The sequence below is a fragment of the Variovorax sp. Varisp46 genome, from assembly GCF_059491885.1.
Window position 1 is genome coordinate 894173 of record NZ_CP168515.1, and the last position, 17944, is coordinate 912116.

Annotated in this window: 17 protein-coding genes; 6 read left to right on the forward strand and 11 right to left on the reverse strand. The window is 68.3% G+C overall.

The window, feature by feature from the left end:
- Positions 1 to 5: 5 nt before the first annotated feature.
- The 4 genes from ACEN9N_RS04150 to ACEN9N_RS04165 all read right to left on the reverse strand — a co-directional run bounded on the left by ACEN9N_RS04150 (position 6) and on the right by ACEN9N_RS04165 (position 4295).
- Positions 6 to 710 (reverse strand): glutathione S-transferase N-terminal domain-containing protein, encoded by a 705-nt coding sequence (locus tag ACEN9N_RS04150; protein ID WP_495655406.1) that lies wholly within the window; start codon positions 708 to 710, stop codon positions 6 to 8.
- Positions 711 to 792: 82 nt separating this feature from the next.
- Positions 793 to 1629, reverse strand: coding sequence for a phosphate/phosphite/phosphonate ABC transporter substrate-binding protein (locus ACEN9N_RS04155; RefSeq protein WP_495655407.1), 837 nt, complete (start codon positions 1627 to 1629; stop codon positions 793 to 795).
- A 143-nt stretch (positions 1630 to 1772) separates the two neighbouring features.
- A complete protein-coding gene (locus tag ACEN9N_RS04160) occupies positions 1773 to 3383 on the reverse strand; it encodes a class I adenylate-forming enzyme family protein (RefSeq protein ID WP_495655408.1) in 1611 nt (536 codons plus the stop codon).
- A 96-nt stretch (positions 3384 to 3479) separates the two neighbouring features.
- A complete protein-coding gene (locus tag ACEN9N_RS04165; RefSeq protein ID WP_007829458.1) occupies positions 3480 to 4295 on the reverse strand; it encodes a hypothetical protein in 816 nt (271 codons plus the stop codon).
- Positions 4296 to 4509: 214 nt separating this feature from the next.
- On the opposite strand from ACEN9N_RS04165, the gene ACEN9N_RS04170 reads away from it, so the two are divergent.
- Positions 4510 to 5172, forward strand: a complete 663-nt coding sequence (locus ACEN9N_RS04170; RefSeq protein ID WP_413314714.1) for a DUF1345 domain-containing protein — start codon at positions 4510 to 4512, stop codon at positions 5170 to 5172.
- A 21-nt stretch (positions 5173 to 5193) separates the two neighbouring features.
- On the opposite strand, the gene ACEN9N_RS04175 is transcribed toward ACEN9N_RS04170, so the two are convergent.
- The 3 genes from ACEN9N_RS04175 to ACEN9N_RS04185 are packed head-to-tail and all read right to left on the reverse strand — an operon-like array spanning position 5194 to position 8273.
- Positions 5194 to 6135, reverse strand: a complete 942-nt coding sequence (locus ACEN9N_RS04175) for a DMT family transporter (protein WP_495655409.1) — start codon at positions 6133 to 6135, stop codon at positions 5194 to 5196.
- A gap of 29 nt (positions 6136 to 6164) precedes the next feature.
- Complete coding sequence (locus ACEN9N_RS04180) at positions 6165 to 6662, reverse strand: methylated-DNA--[protein]-cysteine S-methyltransferase (RefSeq protein ID WP_413314712.1); 498 nt, start codon at positions 6660 to 6662, stop codon at positions 6165 to 6167.
- Positions 6663 to 6668: 6 nt separating this feature from the next.
- Entirely contained in the window at positions 6669 to 8273 is a 1605-nt protein-coding gene (locus ACEN9N_RS04185) for a DNA-3-methyladenine glycosylase 2 family protein (protein ID WP_495655410.1), read from the reverse strand.
- Positions 8274 to 8384: 111 nt separating this feature from the next.
- Between ACEN9N_RS04185 and ACEN9N_RS04190 the strand changes: the two genes are divergently transcribed.
- Both ACEN9N_RS04190 and ACEN9N_RS04195 read left to right on the forward strand, forming a co-directional pair.
- Positions 8385 to 9767 (forward strand): phosphomannomutase/phosphoglucomutase, encoded by a 1383-nt coding sequence (locus tag ACEN9N_RS04190; RefSeq protein ID WP_495655411.1) that lies wholly within the window; start codon positions 8385 to 8387, stop codon positions 9765 to 9767.
- 4 nt (positions 9768 to 9771) lie between these two features.
- Entirely contained in the window at positions 9772 to 11154 is a 1383-nt protein-coding gene (locus tag ACEN9N_RS04195) for a 3-deoxy-D-manno-octulosonic acid transferase (RefSeq protein WP_495655412.1), read from the forward strand.
- A gap of 129 nt (positions 11155 to 11283) precedes the next feature.
- On the opposite strand, the gene ACEN9N_RS04200 is transcribed toward ACEN9N_RS04195, so the two are convergent.
- Genes ACEN9N_RS04200 through ACEN9N_RS04215 form a run of 4 tightly spaced genes read right to left on the reverse strand, consistent with a single transcriptional unit; the run spans position 11284 to position 14632 of the window.
- Positions 11284 to 12822, reverse strand: a complete 1539-nt coding sequence (locus ACEN9N_RS04200) for a TolC family outer membrane protein (RefSeq protein WP_413314708.1) — start codon at positions 12820 to 12822, stop codon at positions 11284 to 11286.
- 21 nt (positions 12823 to 12843) lie between these two features.
- Complete coding sequence (locus tag ACEN9N_RS04205) at positions 12844 to 13191, reverse strand: rhodanese-like domain-containing protein (RefSeq protein WP_495655413.1); 348 nt, start codon at positions 13189 to 13191, stop codon at positions 12844 to 12846.
- Positions 13192 to 13207: 16 nt separating this feature from the next.
- The gene (locus ACEN9N_RS04210; protein WP_007829474.1) at positions 13208 to 13885 is read right to left on the reverse strand and encodes a protein-L-isoaspartate O-methyltransferase family protein; all 678 of its coding nucleotides are present in this window, start codon (positions 13883 to 13885) and stop codon (positions 13208 to 13210) included.
- A gap of 21 nt (positions 13886 to 13906) precedes the next feature.
- A complete protein-coding gene (locus ACEN9N_RS04215) occupies positions 13907 to 14632 on the reverse strand; it encodes a TetR/AcrR family transcriptional regulator (protein ID WP_007829476.1) in 726 nt (241 codons plus the stop codon).
- A 104-nt stretch (positions 14633 to 14736) separates the two neighbouring features.
- Here ACEN9N_RS04215 and msrA point away from each other — a divergent pair, with 104 nt between their 5' ends.
- From msrA to ACEN9N_RS04230, 3 genes are all read left to right on the forward strand, one after another.
- Positions 14737 to 15288, forward strand: coding sequence for a peptide-methionine (S)-S-oxide reductase MsrA (gene msrA / locus ACEN9N_RS04220; RefSeq protein ID WP_413314705.1), 552 nt, complete (start codon positions 14737 to 14739; stop codon positions 15286 to 15288).
- Between the two features lie 22 nt (positions 15289 to 15310).
- Positions 15311 to 15682: a hypothetical protein gene (locus tag ACEN9N_RS04225; protein WP_042672802.1), complete on the forward strand. Its 372-nt coding sequence runs from the start codon at positions 15311 to 15313 to the stop codon at positions 15680 to 15682.
- 80 nt (positions 15683 to 15762) lie between these two features.
- Positions 15763 to 17856 carry a TonB-dependent receptor gene (locus tag ACEN9N_RS04230; RefSeq protein ID WP_495655414.1) on the forward strand — a complete coding sequence of 698 codons (2094 nt, stop codon included), beginning with the start codon at positions 15763 to 15765 and terminating at the stop codon, positions 17854 to 17856.
- Positions 17857 to 17944: the final 88 nt, after the last annotated feature.

Consider the following 17944-nt stretch of genomic DNA (forward strand, 5'->3'; position numbering starts at 1 on the left):
GGCGCTCAGCCGCGCTTCGGAATGCCCAGCCCTGCCACCACGGCGGGGCGCGCCACGAAGGCTTCGAGCGCGCGCGCCACGTTCGGAAAATCCTTGAAGCCCACGAGGTCCGCTGCCTCGTAGAAGCCGATCAGGTTGCGCACCCACGGGAAGGTGGCGATGTCGGCGATGGTGTAGCTGTCGCCCACGATCCACGCGCGGTCCGACAGGCGCTTGTCGAGCACGCCGAGCAGGCGCTTCGATTCGGCCACGTAGCGGTCGCGCGGGCGCTTGTCTTCATAGTCCTTGCCGGCGAACTTGTTGAAGAAGCCGAGCTGGCCGAACATCGGGCCGATGCCGCCCATCTGGAACATCACCCACTGCAGGGTTTCGTAGCGGCCGGCGGCGTCCTGCGGAATGAACTTGCCGGTCTTCTCGGCGAGGTACATGAGGATGGCGCCCGATTCGAACAGCGCCAGCGGCTTGCCGTCCGGGCCATCGGGGTCGAGGATGGCCGGGATCTTGTTGTTCGGGTTGAGCGACAGGAACGCCGGCGACGTCTGGTCGTGGGTCTCGAAGCTCACGAGGTGCGGCTCGTACGGCAGGCCGGTCTCCTCCAGCATGATCGACACCTTCACGCCGTTGGGCGTGGGCAGCGAGTACAGCTGCAGCCGGTCAGGATGCTGCGCGGGCCATTTTTTCGTGATGGGAAAGCTCGAGAGATCGGTCATGGAGGGAGTCCTTGGGAGGGAGACGGCAAGCGCCGGATTCTGCCCGGGCCGGGCAGGCGGCGTGCGCGTACGGCCTTGCCTCTCAGATCCCCAGCCAGCTCATCAGCGAGGACTCGACGTCGGACGAAGGCGTGACGAAGCCGACATAGGTGGACGCAGCGAGCGCGCGCTTGCCGGCGTCGGTCTGCGCCAGGCTCAGCAGCGCATCGCGCGCCGCGTTCACCGTGGCCGCATCGAGCTTGCGCGACGCGAGCCACTGCTTGATCGGCACTGCGCGCGATTCCGCGCAGACCTTGCCGCCGCCGTCTTTCCAGGTCTTGATCACGCCGGAGGCTGCCGTTGCACCGTAGGCTGCAAAGCCGTTCTGCACGTAGAAGGGCACGGCCTCCTGGAAGCGCGTGTTGGTGACCTTGATCGCAGTGCCCTGCAGTCCCTGCTCGCGCAGCATCGCGCGCGTGATCACCGCGGTGATCGAGTCGGCGTCGGGCATGACCAGCTGCTTGCCGGCCACGCTCTTCCAGTCGGAGATCGGCTGCTGTTCCTTGCACAGGAAGGACACCTTGTAGTCGGTGTAGCCGGTGGTCCAGGCGAATGCGCTGTACTGCCCGCCCTTGATGGCGCCGAGCGCCACGTGCGACGGGTGCACGAAGGCGAAGTCGACCTGCTGCTGCTTCAGTGCGTCGCGCGCACCGTTGTACGAATTGAGGATCTTGATCGTCACCGGCTGCTTGAGCGCCTTCGACAGCACCTCGGCGATGGGCTCGAAGCGGGCGGTGACCTGCGCGTCGGACACGTTGTAGCTCACGCCTTCGCTGACACCGATCACAAAGGCGTGTGACGAAGCGCAGGCTGCGAGAAGCAGCGCGGCCGTACCGTGGGCGATGGTGCGAGGTGAATGGAGGGCGGCGCGGTGTTTCATGGGGACTTTTTCCGGAGGGTGGTGTTGTAACTAAATTATTACATTCATCCACTCGAAGGAACAAGCCCGGACCGCAGGGTTAGCACTGATGAAACAACACTCCGGCGGCCCGCGGGCCGACCGGGCGAGGCGCCATCGCCGGGTCAGCCCCGCTGATAGAGGGCCTGGTGTGCCTTGCGCAGCTCGAACTTCTGGATCTTGCCGGTGGAAGTCATTGGCAGCGCAGGCAGGAAGATGATTTCCTTCGGCACCTCGAAGCTGCCGAGGTGCTCCTTGCAGTGCGCCGCCAGGGCGGCCTCGGTGAAGTCCGTTGGTGCATCGGGCCGGCGCGTGACGAAGGCGGTGATGGCTTCGCCCCAGCGTTCGTGCGGCAGGCCCACCACCGCCGCGTTGAGCACGGCGGGGTGCCGCAGCAGCACTTCCTCGACCTTGATCGACGGCACGTTCTCGCCGCCCGACTTCACCATGTCCTTCAGCCGGTCGAGGAAGACCAGCTGCCCGTCTGCGTCGAACTTGCCCAGGTCGCCCGAGTGGTGCCAGCCGAAGCGCTGCGCGTTCGCCGTCGCCTCCGGGTCCTTGTAGTAGCCCAGCATCACGTTGGGTCCGCGAAAGACGATCTCGCCGACCTGCTCCGGCCCGAGCAGGTCGCCCTCATCGCCCATCACGGCGACCTCGTTCACCAGCGTGCCCACGCCCCAATACGAGCCGAAGCGCTTGCGCTGCTCCTGCACCTCGAAGATGGTGGCGCCGGGATACATCTCGGTCTGGCCCGAGACGAGTGCAAAGTTGGGGCAGAACCCGTCGAGCAGGCGCAGCAGCTGCGTGCGCGACATCGGCGCCATCGCGTAGACGCACAGCCGCAGGCTCGACAAGTCGCGCGCGGCGCGCTGCGGGTGCGCGAGGAGCGCACCGTACATCATCGGCAGGCCGACCATCACCGCGATCCGGTGGCGCTCAATGGCGGCGAGCACCGCGCCGGGGTCGAAGCCGCGCAGCACGACGAGCGCGCCGCCCACCGCCAGCGCCGACATCAGCACCGTGTGCTGGCCGCAATGGAACAGCGGCAGCACGCAGCTCCACACGTCGGCGCGCTCGGGGCTGCTGCCCCATTCGATCATGTTGCTCAGCAGCACCGAGTGCACGGACGCATGCGAATGCATCACGCCCTTCTGGCGCCCAGTGGTGCCGCTGGTGTACATGATGAGCGCAAGCTGTGTGCTGCCGATGGGCACTTCGGGCAGCGTGTGAGGTCCCTGCGCGATGGCCTGCGGCACGGTCGGCAGGCCGGCGGGCGGCGCATCGCCGTCGAGCACGCACAGCATCGGCGCGATGCCTTGCGCTGCCAGCAATTCGCGCAGCTCGGGCTTCGCATGCAGCGCGGTGTCGATCACCAGGTGGCGCACGCCGGCATGCGCGAGGATGTAGCCGATGGCGTCCACCGCCAGCGCGGTATTGATCGGCACCCACACCAGCCCGGCCTTCTGGATGCCCAGCATGGCGACCACCATCTGGATCGAGTTGTTGCACAGCATGCCCACGCGCTCGCCGCTCGAGAGGCCGAGGCCCAGCAGGTGATGCGCGAAGCGGTTCGACGCGGCGTCGAGTTCACCGTAGGACATGCGGTGTTCGCCCTCGATCAGCGCGGTGCGCGTGCCGAAGCGGCGCGCGCTGCGGTGGATCACGTCGCCCAGCGCGATGCGCGAGATGCGCGGATGGAACTGCGGCGGCGCGAGGCCGGTGGCGGCTGCAGGCATGCTCTGTGTCTCCGTTCTTCGGTGATGGGCGCAGCCTAAGGCTGGCCGCCGCACCGCGTCTTGCGAAGACTGGCTACACGCAGAACGACCCAGGGCCTAGAAGCGTGCCTTGAGGAAAGCCGAAGGCCCCTGCAGGCGGACCTTCAAGCGCGAATCGGCAGAGCCGCTCTCGCGCGTCAGGTCGATGTTCGTCAGGCCATAGGCGAGCACCAGGCCCACGTTCTTCACCGGGAACCACTCGACGCCGGCGGAGGCGTTGTAGATGTTGCCGTGGAAGCGGCCGCTGCTCTTCCACACGCCCGAGGCGTCGGCGAACAGCCGCAGGTCCGGCGTGATGGCGTGGCGCACGCCCACTTCGAGCAGCGGCGCCACGGCGTTGTCGCTGGAGCTTTCGTTCAGCGTTCTGACCTGTCCGTTCACCCCGGCGAGCGCAGTCGCGCCGAGCGTCGCACGGTAGTAGGCGGCACCGGCGCCCAGGCCGAGCACGGTGTTGCCCGAGCCGATCCACCACTTGTACGAGAGCTTGGCAAAGTCGAGCTTGGTGTTGACGGTGGCGTTGCCGAAAGTATTCAGCGAACCGAAGTTGCCCAGGGACGTGGTGTTCGCGACGCCGCCGGAGTAGTCGCGCCGGTACTGGTAGTAGTCGAACGAGATTCCGTGGCTGTCGCCGATCAGCACGTCGGCCGTGATGCGCGGCATGGTCACGCGGCCCGGCTTGATGTCGCCAGATTGCAGCGTGCCATACGGCGTGCTGACCGAGGCGTTGAACTTCGGATCGGCGCTGAAGGCACCGACCGAGAAGCTGAACCGGTCGAGCGCGGGCGAGGGATCGGCCAGAGCCGGCGCGGCGGCAAGCAGGAGGCCGGAGCCGAACAATGCGCCGAAAGCGGGGCGAGGGCGGAGCAGCAGCATGGATGAAATCCTTGGTGACCCGGATGGGAAATGGATGCCGCGGGCACGCGATGAAATGGCGCAGGCCTGAGGCCTTGCGCTGTGCTTCCGGGCGAAGCTCCCTTGAACAGCGAGAACCCTAGTGGCGCGCGTGAGCTTTCTCGATGCGCGGAATGCCGCTGTACTTGTAGGACTCCTTCTACGCTACGGCGCTACGGCGCTACAGTGCTCGCCCATGCGCCGACATCTTTCCACCACCACCGGTCCCCAACGTCTTCTCTATGGCGCGGCCACCGGCTGCGCCGTTGCGGCCGCGCTGATGCCGCTGTCCATGAGCGGCATGGCGCGCGGGCTGGCCGGATGGTGCGTGGGCGTGGGGGTCTACCAGCTGCTGTCGTGGTGGCTGGCCGACACCTTCGATGCGAAGCGCACGCGCGAGCGCGCCCAGTCGCTGGACCAGCCCAACGTGGTGATCCTGGTCTCGATGCTGGTGGTGGTGGGCATGAGCGTGGTGGCCATCGCGATGCTGCTGCAGCAGGTGAAGGGGCTGAGCGGCTGGGAGCGCGCGGCGCATGTCGCGCTGGGCCTGGTGGCGCTGGCAGGGTCGTGGCTGACGATGCACACCATCTATGCCTTTCACTATGCGCACCGCTACTACATCGACCAGCGGGACGGCACCCCTGATGGCGGGCTCGATTTTCCGGGCGGGCACGACGCCCCCGACTACTTCGACTTTCTCTACTACTCGTACGTGATCGGCATGACCTCGCAGGTGTCGGACGTGCAGGCGACGTCGAAGGAGATGCGGCGCATCACGCTGCTGCACAGCGTGCTGGCCTTCGCGTTCAACATGCTGGTGCTGGCGCTCTCGGTGAACGTCGTTGCGGGTGCCGTGTAGGCGCCCCGCAAGAAAACGCGCTCAGGCCGAGGCCCTGCGCGGCAGGGTCAGCTTGACGATGCCGCTCGACAGCGCCACGCCGCAGACGATGACGCCCGCGCAGATCAGCATCCACTGCGTGATGTTTTCTCCGAGGAACACCGCGCCGTAGAACAGCGCGAACACCGGCACCAGGAAGGTCACGGTCAGCGCGCGGGCCGGCCCGGCGCGTTCGATCAGCCGGAAGAACAGGATGTAGGCGACGCCCGTGCAGGCGATGCCCAGCGCCAGCAGCGCCAGCCACGCGCGCAGGCTGGGCATCTGCGCGGGCCAGAGCCAGAAGGCCGGAATGGCGAGGAACAGCGTGGCACCGATCTGGCTGCCGGTGGCGGTGGTCAGCGCGGGCACGCCGCCCAGGTGAGCGCGCGTGGCGCTGGCCGAGATGCCGTAGCACAGGCATGCGCCCAGGCAGGCCAGCACCGCGAAGAGCGCGGCATGCCCGCTGGCGCCAGCATGCAGGCCGGCGCTGCGGCTCGCGAGCATGGCGACGCCGGCAAAGCCGATCGCGAGACCGATGAGGCGCGATCCGTTCGGGCGCTCGCGGAACCAGGCCCACGCCACGAGCGCGCCGAACATCGGCGTGGTGGCGTTGAGCACGGCGGCCAGGCCGGTGTTGATGGTCAGCAGCGCGAAGCAGAACAGCGCGAACGGCATGCCCGAGTTGAAGACGCCGACCGTGAAGCTGGCCTTCCAGTGCTTCGCCAGGGATGGCCCCTGGCCGCGCAGCAGTGCGATGGGCAGCAGGAACAGCGCGGCGATCGCCACCCGCACCGCCGCCGTCGGCAGCGCACCGAACTCCGCCGCGCCGATGCGCATGAAGAGGAAAGACGCGCCCCAGAGCGCGCCCAGCAGCACGAGGTCGATGAGCCAGGTGCTGGGCGCGAGGGGCTTGGCGGCGGCGATGTTGTTATTCGTAGGGGTCATGCGTCTTTCGCTTTGCTACTTGTGGCTGCTCAGAGCGCTCCCTCGAGTTCGAGCAGGGCGGTCTTGCGTTCGAGCCCGCCAGCGTAACCGGTCAGCGAACCGTCGGCACCGAGCACGCGGTGGCAGGGCACGATCACGCTGATCGGGTTGCGTCCCACGGCTGCGCCCACCGCGCGCACCGCGGCCGGATTGCCCACGTTCATGCTCAGCTTGCCGTAGCTCGTGGTGGCGCCGGCCGGAATGGCCAGCAGCTGGTGCCACACGCTCTGCTGGAAGGCGGTGCCGTGCGACAGGTCGAGCTTCATGTCGAAGCGCTCGCGCTTGCCGGCGAAGTAGTCGCGCAGCTGGGCCGCCGCCTCGGCGAGCGCGGGATGGTCGTCCTTCGTGATCCAGCCCGCGGTGTCGGGCCAGTGGCGCTGCTGGTCGAACCAGACGCCGGCCAGGCCCCGGTCGGTGGCCGCCATCGTGATGCCGCCGAGCGGCGTGTCGATGTGCGAGGTGTAGATGACTTTGCTCTTGAACTTCATGACATTTCAGGCGGTGAGGCCTGCCGTAGTGATGAGAGGGGATTCCGTGATCGCCACGTCGGTGGCGGCCACGGCAGGAGAAGGAGAAGAGGGCGCGTGCCACGCCCGCAGCACCGCATAGCTGCGCCACGGCCGCCAGGCTTGCGAGGCCGCGCTGGCCGCGCGCGCGGTGGTCACGCCCAGCGCCTTCTGCAGCGCAACGTCGCCGGCCGGGAAGGCGTCGGGCCAGCGCAGCGCGCGCATGGCGATGTACTGCGCGGTCCACGCGCCGATGCCGGGCAGCTCCTGCAGCGCGGCGATGGTCGAGGGCACATCCGCGCCCGCATGCAGCGCCAGCTTGCCGGCCGCGACCTCGCGCGCGATGGCGTGCAGCGCCGTCTGCCGCTGGCGCACGATGCCGAGCTGGCCCAGTGCGTCGCCGCTCGCGTCGGCAATGGCCACGGGCGTGGGAAACAGGCGATCCAGTCCTTCGACGGGCGTCGCAAGCGGCTCGCCGAAGGCCTCGACCAGCCGCGAGCCCAGCGTGCGCGCTGCGGCCACCGTGATCTGCTGGCCCAGCACCGCACGCACCGCCAGCTCGAAGCCGTCGACCGCGCCGGGCACGCGCAGTCCGTCGCCATGCGGGAAGGCCGCGTGCAGCGCCGCGTTGATGGCCATCGGCTCGGCGTCGAGGTCGAACAGCGCGCGGGCGCGGCTGATGACGATCGGCAGCACCGCGGCCAGCGAATCGCTGATCGACAGCAGCACCTGTTCGCGCTCGAAGTCGAAGCGCAGCTGCAGCCAGCCTGCGTGCGCCTGTCCGCCCTGCTGGATGCGCAGCGTGCGGGTGAGCTTCACGTAAGTGGGCGTGCTGCCCTTGGCGGGCTCCTTGCCGTCCGATGTCGAGACGACTTCGACGCCGCGCAGCGCACGGCGCGCGAAGAAGCCGAGCATGGCGTTGGCGTCATAAGGCGGACGAAAGCCCAGCCGTACCTCGATGGCCCTGCCTTCGCCGCCCTCGGCCGTGGCGCCGCCGGCGCGCCGCAGGGCGCTCGGGTTCAGGCCGTAGTGTTCGAGGAAGGCCGCATTGAAGCGCCGCACGCTCGCGAAGCCGCTGGCCAGCGCCACCTGCGTCATCGGCAGGCGGGTGTCGGCAATGAGCTGCTTGGCGGCCAGCAGCCGGCGCGTCTGCAGGTACTGCAGCGGGGACACGCCGAACTGCACCTCGAAGATGCGCCGCAGGTGGCGGTCGCTCACGCCGAGCCGCGCCGCGATCTGCGCCGCGCCCGGGCCGTCCTCCGACCACGCGTCGGGCTCGTCGATCAGTCGCGCCGCCTGCAGCGCGAGGATGCGAGAGGCGTCCTCGGTCGACCAGGTGGCCGCGCGCGGCGCGAGTTCGGGCCGGCAGCGCAGGCAGGGGCGAAAGCCCGCGGCCTCGGCCTGCGCCGCGTGGCGGAAGAACCGGCAGTTCTCGCGCCGCGGCAGCTTGACGCGGCAGACCGGGCGGCAATAGATGCCGGTGGAGGTCACGGCGGTGAAGAACGACCCGTCGAAGCGCGCATCGTGCGTCTTCATCGCCAGGTAGCAGGCGTCGCTCTCGAGCGCTTCGGTGGAGGTGTGGCTGGTGGGCATGGGGAAATGATACGGTTTCGACTCGTTTCAACTGGCCGTTTTCGGACATGTGGGCGCCCGGAGCCTTGCCTACAATGCCTCGTTCCAAAAACCAACAGGGAAACGCCTTTCATGCAGCTCAGCGCGTCCATCTTCAAGGCCTATGACATTCGCGGCGTCGTGCCCGCCACTCTCGATGCGGAGGTGGCCGAAGCGCTCGGCAGGGCCTTCGGCAGCGCCGCCCGCGCCGCAGGCGAGAAGTCCGTGGCCGTGGGACGCGATGGCCGCCTGTCGGGCCCCGTGCTGGCCGAGGCGCTGATCAAGGGCCTCGTCGCCACCGGCGTCGAGGTGATCGACGTGGGCGCCATCACCACCCCGATGCTGTACTTCGCGGCCCACACGCTGTGCACGAGCGGCATCCAGGTCACCGGCAGCCACAACCCCAAGGACTACAACGGCTTCAAGATGGTGCTGGCCGGACGCGCGATCTACGGCGACGAGATCCAGGGCCTGCGCAAGACCATGGAAGCCGGCACCGCGCAACTCGCCCCCGGCGGCAGCGTGCGCAAGGTCGACGTGACCGAGGCCTACGTGAAGCGCATTGCCGGCGACATCAAGCTGGCACGCCCGATGAAGATCGTGGTCGATTCGGGCAACGGCATCGCGGGTGCATCGGCCCCGGCCATCTTCCGCGCCATCGGCTGCGAGGTGACCGAACTGTTCAGCGAAGTCGACGGCGACTTCCCCAACCACCATCCCGATCCGAGCAAGCCCGAGAACCTCAAGGACCTGATGGCCGCGCTGGCCGCGGGCGATGCCGAACTGGGCCTGGCCTTCGACGGCGACGGCGACCGCCTGGGCATCGTCACCAAGGACGGCCAGAACATCTTCCCCGACCGCCAGATGCAACTCTTTGCGCAGGACGTGCTGTCGCGCGTGCCGGGCGGCACCATCGTCTACGACGTGAAGTGCTCGCAGCGCCTGGCGCCGGCCATCGAGGCCGCGGGCGGCGTGCCGATGATCTTCAAGACCGGCCATTCGCTCATCAAGGCGAAGATGAAGGAAATCGATTCGCCGCTGGGCGGCGAGATGAGCGGCCACATCTTCTTCAAGGAGCGCTGGTTCGGCTTCGACGACGGCACCTATGCGGGCTGCCGGCTGCTCGAAATCCTGAGCAAGAGCCCGAACGCGAGCGAGGTGCTCAACGCGCTGCCCACCAGCTTCTCGACGCCCGAACTGAACGTGCCCTGCGCCGAAGGCGAGCCGCACACCGTGGTCGACAAGCTCGTGAAGGGCGCGAGTTTCGCGGCCCCGGCCAAGGTCTCGACCATCGACGGGCTGCGCGTCGACTGGCCCGATGGCTTCGGCCTGATCCGCGCATCGAACACCACCCCCGTGCTCGTGCTTCGCTTCGAAGGCCAGACCGATGCCGCGTTGAAGCGCATCGAAACCGAGATGCTCGCGCTGCTGCGTACGGCCAAGCCCGACGCCAAGCTCGCCGAAGCGTCCCACTGAGCCTGTGCGTTCCCTGCTGCTGCGCCTCTACGGCGTCTTCACCACCGTTGTGCAACCGCTCGTGCGCCGCAAGCTGCGGCGCCGCGCGGAGGCCGAGCCGGGCTATGGCGTGGCCGTGGAAGAGCGGTTCGGCCATTACGACGAAGCCACCACCGGCAAGGCCCAATGCTGGGTGCATGCGGTTTCCCTCGGCGAGACGCGCGCGGCCGCCATCCTGATCGCCGAGCTGCGCAGGCAGTACCCGGGCATCCCGATCCTGCTCACGCACGGCACCGCCACCGGCCGTGAAGAAGGCGCCAAGCTGCTCGAACCGGGCGACACGCAGGTCTGGCAGCCGTGGGACACACCGGGCGCGGTGGCGCGTTTCCTGGATCGCTTCGAGCCGCGCATCGGCGTGCTGATGGAGACCGAGGTCTGGCCCGAAATGGCCGCCGCCTGCGCCGAGCGCCGCATTCCGCTGGTGCTGGCCAATGCGCGGCTCAACGAGAAATCGCTCGCCGCGGCCGAACGGCTCGCATGGCTCGCGCGGCCCGCCTACTCGGCCCTCGCGGCCGTGTGGGCGCAGACCGAGGCCGATGCGCACCGGCTGGTGTCGCTCGGCGCCAAGGTGGCCGGCATCTACGGCAACCTCAAGTTCGACGCCACGCCCGACGTGCGCCAGCTGAACGCGGCCGTGTCGCTGCGCGAGCACCTGCCGCGGCCGATGGTCGTGCTCGCGAGTTCGCGCGACGGCGAGGAGCGGATGCTGCTCGAAGTGCTCAAGCGCTTCGGCGCGACCTCGCCCGTGCCGCCGGAGCAGGGCGCGATCCGCTCGATCGCCAAGCGCGTGCACGACGTGCAATGGATGATCGTGCCGCGCCATCCGCAGCGCTTCGACGAAGTGGCGGCGCTGATCGAGGCCGAAGGCTTCGCCGTGGCGCGCCGCAGCGCGGCGGGCCAGCCGGCCGAGGCAGAGATCTGGCTCGGCGATTCGCTGGGCGAGATGGCGCTGTACTACGGCCTGTCCGACGTGGCGCTGCTGGGCGGCAGCTTCGAGCCGCTGGGCGGGCAGAACCTGATCGAGCCGGCGGCCTGCGGCTGCCCGGTGGTCATGGGACCGTCGACCTTCAACTTTGCCGAGGCGGCGCAGCTGTCGCTGGCGGCCGGTGCATCGCTGCGCGTCGAGAACATGGAGCAGGCCGTGACGGCCGCGCTGAAGCTGGTCGAGAACCCCGAGCGCCGCGCCACGATGGCGCAGGCCGCGCTGGCGTTCTCTTCGTCGAATCGCGGGGCGGCCGAACGCACGGCCGCTGCGGTGCTTGCGATCGCGCAGGCGGCGGAGCCTGTGGCGTCGGGACTCGCGCCGCTCGAAAGCGAGCCGCCGCGCGCCGAACCCACACTCGACTGAGTTTGCATGGCTCCCTCCCCTTCGGGGGAAGGCTGGGATGGGGGCAAGCGCCCAACGGGCGCAGCAGTGGGGCCGAGGCCGCCGCGCCTCCACCCCAACCCTCCTCCGGAAGGGGAGGGAGAAAGAATTTCAGCGCACCGGCGGATTGAGGATCACCGGCGGCACCGGTGCCGTCGGCATCGTCGGCGCCGGCGGATTGAACGGTGGTACCGGCACCGGCGGAATCACCGGGATGCTCGGCGGCGTCACGGCAGGCGTCGTTGTGTTGCGATCCGGCCCCGTGGCCGGAGGCACCGCCGGCACGCTGCCGCTGCTCGCCAGCGTCGCGTTGATCGCGTTCATGTCGTCGATCGTCAGCGTGCCGTTGGCCTGGCGCAGCTTCAGGTTGCCCAGCAGCACGTTGTAGCGCGCCTGCGCGAGGTCGCGCTTGGTCTGGAACAGCTGGCTTTGCGAATTCAGCACGTCGATGTTGATGCGCACGCCCACCTGGTAGCCCAGCCGGTTGGCATCGAGCGCGCTCTGGCTCGAGGCCTCGGCCGCTTCCAGCGCCTTCACCTGCCCCGCACCCGAGACGAGCCCGAGGTACGCCGCGCGCGTGGCCTGCGCCACGCTGCGCTTGGTGCCGTCGAGCACGCTGCGCGACTGGTCCTCGAGCGCCAGCGTTTCCTTGATGCGGTTCTCGGTGGCGAAGCCGGCGAACAGCGGCAGGTTGAACGTGACGCCGACCGTGGCCGCGTTGATGCGCGTGCCCACGGTGCTCGTGCTGGTGCCCGTCGGGTTGCGCGTGACGTTGTAGCCCAGGTTGGCGTCGAGCGTGGGCTTGTGGCCGGCCTTGGCTTTCTCCACTTCGAGCCCGGCCACGTCGAGCCCCAGGCGGGCCTGCTGGATGGCGGGGTGCACCTCGTCGGCCTGCGCGACCCAGGCGTTGATGTCCGCGGGCATGGCGGTGGGCAGCACCACCGGCACCCGCAGCGGCACCGGCACGCTGCCGGGACGGCCGACCAGCTGGTCGAGCACCACCTTCTTCACCTGCAGGTCGTTCTCGGCCGCGATTTCCTGGGCGATCACCAAGTCGTAGCGCGCCTGCGCTTCGCGCGAGTCGGTGATGGTGGAGGTGCCGACCTCGAAGTTGCGCTTGGCCGATGCCAGCTGCTCGGCCACGGCGACCTTCTGCGCGCGCACGAGCGCCAGGCTGTCCTGGCTCGCGAGCACGTCGAAGTACGCCTGGCTCACACGCACGATCAGGTCCTGCTCGGCAATGGTGAGCACCGCCTGTGCGATGTCGGCCTGGCGCTTGCCCTGCTCGTAGGTGGCCCAGTTGGCCGGCCGGTACAGCGGCTGCGTGGCGTTGATGCCGACGTTCTGCGTGTTGAAGTCGCGCGGCGTGGTGGTGCCGCGGCCGGCGCCGGTGAGGGTTTCGATGTCGAGGTCGCTGCGCGTCACGCCGGCCGTGAGTCCCACGGCGGGCAGGATGCCGGCCTTGGCCTGCGCGGCGCGCGCGATGCTGGCGTCGTACTGGGCCCGTGCGCCCTGGTAGGTGGCGTCGAAGCCGCGGGCGGATTCATAAAGCTCGTTCAGTGTCTGGCTCTGGGCCGGCGATGCGAGCAGGGCTGCGAAGATGCTTGCGAGCGCTGCGGAAAGAGGCGAAAGCCGGGGCCTGGAAGGCATTGAACGTCCTTGGAGAAAGAATCAGTAGCGCGGCACGGAAGGGTCGTGCTGCGAAGACCAGGCGTCGATGCCGCCCGCCACGTTGGCGAGCTGGTCAAAGCCGTTCTGGTTCAGGAAAGCGGCCACGCGCTGGCTGCGTGCGCCGTGATGGCACAGGCAGGCAATTCGAAGTCCGGGCTGGCCGTCATTGAGCTCGGCCAGCCGCCCGGGAATCTCGTTCATCGGAATCGCGACCAGGGTGAAGCCCTGGGGCACGACGCTCGCCGTCTGCAGTTCCCAGGGTTCGCGCACGTCGAGCAGCACGGGGGTGGCGTCGGCGTCCTGGGCGAACCAGGCGGGAAGGTCGGCGGGGCGGACTTGGTCGATCATTCGGTGGACCGCCCGCTCAGAACGAGAAGCGCGAGGGCTCGGGGAAGTTCAGCAGCCGTGGGGCCACGGTGTCCCAGGGCTGGATCGTGTCCCACTTGCTTTCGCTCGTGCGGGTGACGAAGTGGGCGCGCATCATCGGCTCTTCGCCCACGATGGCCGAGAGGCGGCCGCCGACCTTGAGCGAACCCAGCAGGTTCTGCGGAATGCGAGCGACCGAGCCGCTGAGCACGATCACGTCGAAGCTCGGGCCGCTGGGCAGCGGTACGGCGCCGTCGGCATGGCGCACTTCGACGTTGGTCACGCCGTTCTGGCGCAGCGTCTCGGCGGCGCGGGCGGCCAGCACGGGGTTGATTTCGAGCGTCAGCACCTGGGCGGCGCGGGCGCCCAGCAGGGCGGCCATGAAGCCGGAGCCGGTGCCGATCTCAAGCACCGATTCATGCTTCTGGATGTGCAGGTCCTGCAGCGTGCGGGCCTCGACCTTGGGCGACAGCATGATCTCGCCGGGCACGGAGCCGTCGAGCAGCGGCAGTTCCATGTCGAAGAACGACAGCGTGCGGTGCGCGTCGGGCACGTAGTCTTCGCGGTGGATTTCGGCCAGCAGTTCGAGGATGTCGGTATCCAGCACATCCCAGGGGCGGATCTGCTGTTCGATCATGTTGAAGCGCAGGCGCTCGAGGGTGGGGGTGGGGTTCATGGCGTGGCTTTCCTTGTGGGCTCAGGACAAACCTTCAATTTTAGGCGTCGCCGATGACGCCTCCGCCGCGGTCGGCCTTCCGGGGCGCACGCAGAGTCCGTTGATCACCACCTCGGCCTGGGTGGCGAGGTATTTTTCGGGGTCGAGGGCCGATTCGCCGTCGACGCAGACCATGGCCGAATGCTTCCAGAGCATGAGGAAGACCATGGGTGCCACCACCGAGTAGATCGCGTGGTCGACGTCCATCGGAGCGAACTCGCCGCTGTCGATGCCGCGCTGGAAAATGCGCCGCAGCAGCTCGTGGCCGGGGCGGACCACTTCGCGGCGATAGAACTCCGCCAGATCGGGAAAGTTGGCGCCCTCGCTCATCATGAGCTTGGTCAGGCCCGAGGCCTGGGTCATGCCGACGCGTTCCCACCACACTCTCATGCAGTAGCGCAGCATGTCGGCCGTGGTGCCCTCGAAAGCCGCGAATTCGGCGTTCCACTCGGTGAAACGGCCGCCGAGGCTTTCCATGACGACGGCCTTGAACAGCTCTTCCTTGCTCGGGAAATAGAGAAAGAGGGTGCCCTTGGAGACGCCGGCGCGCACCGCTACTTCCTCTGAGCGGGTGGCGGCAAAGCCTTTTTCGACGAACAGGTCGAGTGCGGCGGCCAGCAGTTCGCCGGGGCGCGCCTCTTTGCGGCGCTCGCGCTTGGCGCGCACCGGGCAGATGATCTTGTCGACGAAGGAACGGGGCGGGGACATGGGATGTTAATGACTCGCGGGTTAGTAATGTAGTGACCGATATCCGTCACGTCAAGCCGCCACAATACCGGGCTCATCCTTTTCCAACCTCCCGGAGCCGCACCATGTCCACTTCATCGCCGCCCACCGAAACCATCGTGCTCGGCGGCGGCTGTTTCTGGTGCACCGAGGCGGTGTTCGACCGGGTGCAGGGCGTGCTGGACGTGGAGTCGGGCTATTGCAACGGCCAGACCGTCAATCCGACCTACGAGCAGGTCTGCACCGGCCGCACCGGCCACGCCGAGGTGGTGAAGCTCGAATTCGACCCCGCGCAGATCAGCCTGCGTGAAATCCTCGAGATCTTCTTCGTCGTGCACGACCCGACCACGCTCAACCGCCAGGGCAACGACGCCGGCACCCAGTACCGCAGCGGCATCTACTACACGAGCGACGCGCAGAAGCAGGTGGCCCAGGAGGTCATCCGCGAGATCGGGGCCAGCAAGACCTACAGCTCGCCTGTCGTGACCGAGGTGGCGCAGCTCGCCAACTACTCGGCGGCCGAGGCCTACCACCAGGACTACTTCCTGAACAACCCGAACCAGGGCTACTGCGCGTTCGTCGTGGGACCGAAGGTCGAGAAGTTCCAGAAGACCTTCGCATCGCGCGTCAAGGCCTGAGCGCCGATCGGTACCTCGCCCCGTGCATCTCTCCATCCGCCAGCCTCGGACCCGTTCGACCCGCGCGCTCGTCATCGCGCTGATGGTCGCGGTGTGGTTCGCGGGCACGCTCGGGTTGATGCACCGCTCGCTGCACGTGCCGGGCCTGCCGGCCGCCGCGGCGCAGGCTGGCCACAAGCATGCCGTCCCCCAGCTGGCCAGCCTGTTCGGCGAACACAACGACGCCGAGTGCCGGCTGTACGACCAGCTCTCGCACGGATCCGGCGTGCCCGGCGTGCCGCTGGTGGTGCTGCCGATGCTGCTGCCGTCGGCCGTCTTTGCTTTCCTGCAGGGCGAAGCCGTCGCCCGCTGGGTCGCGCTGTTCGACGCGCGCGGCCCGCCTTCCACTCGCTGAATCCCCTGTGTTCCGGCTGCCGCACCCGCTTCTCGCGCGGGCGGCGGCCGGTCGTTTCCCGATTCAACGAGTGTTCCTTCATGACTCCCAAATTCCGTCGCAACGCCATCGGCGTTGCCGTTCTTTCGCTCGCCTCCTTCGCAAGCATGGCCCAGGACCAGGCGCAGGTTCAGGCCCAACCCGCCGACGCCGCCAGCCTGCGCGAGGTCACCGTCACCGGCAATCCGCTCGGCGCCTCCGAACTGATCGCTCCCACCACCACGCTGTCGGGTGACAAGCTGCTGCTGCGCTCCCAGTCGACGCTCGGCGAAACGCTGGACAACGTGCCCGGCGTGAGCAGCAGCTACTTCGGCCCCAACGCCAGCCGCCCGATCATCCGCGGCCAGGACGGCGACCGAATCCGCATCCTGCAGAACGGCGGCGGCGCACCCGATGCCTCCGCGCTGAGCTACGACCACGCGGTGCCTGTCGATGCGCTGGTCACCGACCGCATCGAAGTGCTGCGCGGCCCGTCGGCGCTGCAGTACGGCGGCAGCGCTGTCGGCGGCGTGGTCAACGTGATCGATAACCGCATTCCTTCGGAGCCGATCAACGGCTTCGGCGGCCGCGCCGACCTGGGCTATTCCACCGGCAACAAGGAGAAGAATGGCGGCGTGGTGCTCGAAGGCGGCAACGACCGCTTCGCACTGCACGTCGACGCCTTCAACCGCGACTCGAAGGACGTCTCGGTGCCGATCACCCTCGAATGCAGCAAGCCCGGCTCGCCGTGGACGGCGCGCAAGATCTGCAACTCGGCCAACGAGGCGCACGGCGGCGCGCTCGGCGGCACGATGTTCTTCGACCAGGGCTACATCGGCGCCTCGGTCGGCACTTACCGCAGCACCTACGGCACCGTGGCCGAGGACGACGTCACCATCGGCATGAAGTCCGACCGCTATGCGCTCGAAGGCGAGTGGCGCCCGGGCGGCTTCATCAGCAGCATCCACGCCAAGCTGAGCCACACCGATTACCGCCACACCGAGTTCGAGGGCGGCACGCCCGGCACCACGTTCTCGAACATGAGCAACGACCTGCGCATCGAGGCGCGCCACCAGAAGATCGGCAACTTCGAGGGCCTGGTCGGCTTCAGCAGCGAAACCAACCGCTTCGCCGCCGATGGCGAAGAGGCCTTCGCGCCGCACAGCCGTACGCGCTCCAATGCGCTGTTCATGTACGAGGAGTACGGCACTTCGTGGGGCCGGCTGAGCTTCGGCGCGCGCACCGAGCAGGTCCGCATCCGATCGCTGGGCTATCCGGACGATCCGACGGTCACGCGCTTCGCCATCGGCGAGCGCACCTTCAATCCGCACAGCGCGGCCTTCGGTGCGCTGGTCAACCTCGCGCCGCAGTGGCAGCTGACTTCGAACCTCGCCTACACCGAGCGCGCGCCGAAGGACTACGAACTGCTGGCCAACGGCCCCCACGTGGCGACCGCCGCGTGGGAGGTGGGCGACCCGAACCTGAAGAAGGAAAAGTCGACCGGCCTCGACCTGGGCGCGCAGTGGAAGTCGGGCCCCAACACGGCCCGCGTGAACGCCTACGTCACGCGCTTCAGCAACTACATTGGTCTGACCGCGACGGGGCGCAACCTCGACGAGGAAGGCAACGTGGCCGAGCCCGGCGCCACCGATACGCTGGCCGAGTACGTCTACAGCGGCGTACGTGCGCGCTTCACCGGCATCGAGGCCAACGGCAACCTGCGCCTGCTGGGCAGCGAAGGCTTCGCGCGCATGGACGACGCCGGCACGCTGGACCTCGAATGGCGCGGCGACATCGTGCGCGCGAAGAACCTCGACACTGGCGAGCCGCTGCCGCGCATCGCGCCGCTGCGCCTGGGCGCGACGCTGGCCTATGCCAACGGTCCGTGGGGCGCGCGCTTCGGCTTCGACTACAACGCGGCGCAGCACCGCATTCCGTCGGTGGGTGCGCGCGAGACCGATGCCTACACGCTGTGGAACGCGGCCATCACCTACCGCATGAAGGTGCAGCGCGCCAACCTCACCTGGTATGCGCGCATGGACAACATCACGAACAAGCTGGCCTACAGTGCGACGTCGATCCTGACGACCACGGTGTATCCGAACGCGCCGTTGCCCGGACGCACGCTGAAGATCGGTTTGCGCGTGACGTTCTGATCTTGTGTTGCTCCCTCCCCCGTTGGGGGAGGGCAGGGGTGGGGGCAAGCAGCCTTTGACAGGGCCATGGCTCCTGCGAGTGCCGCCT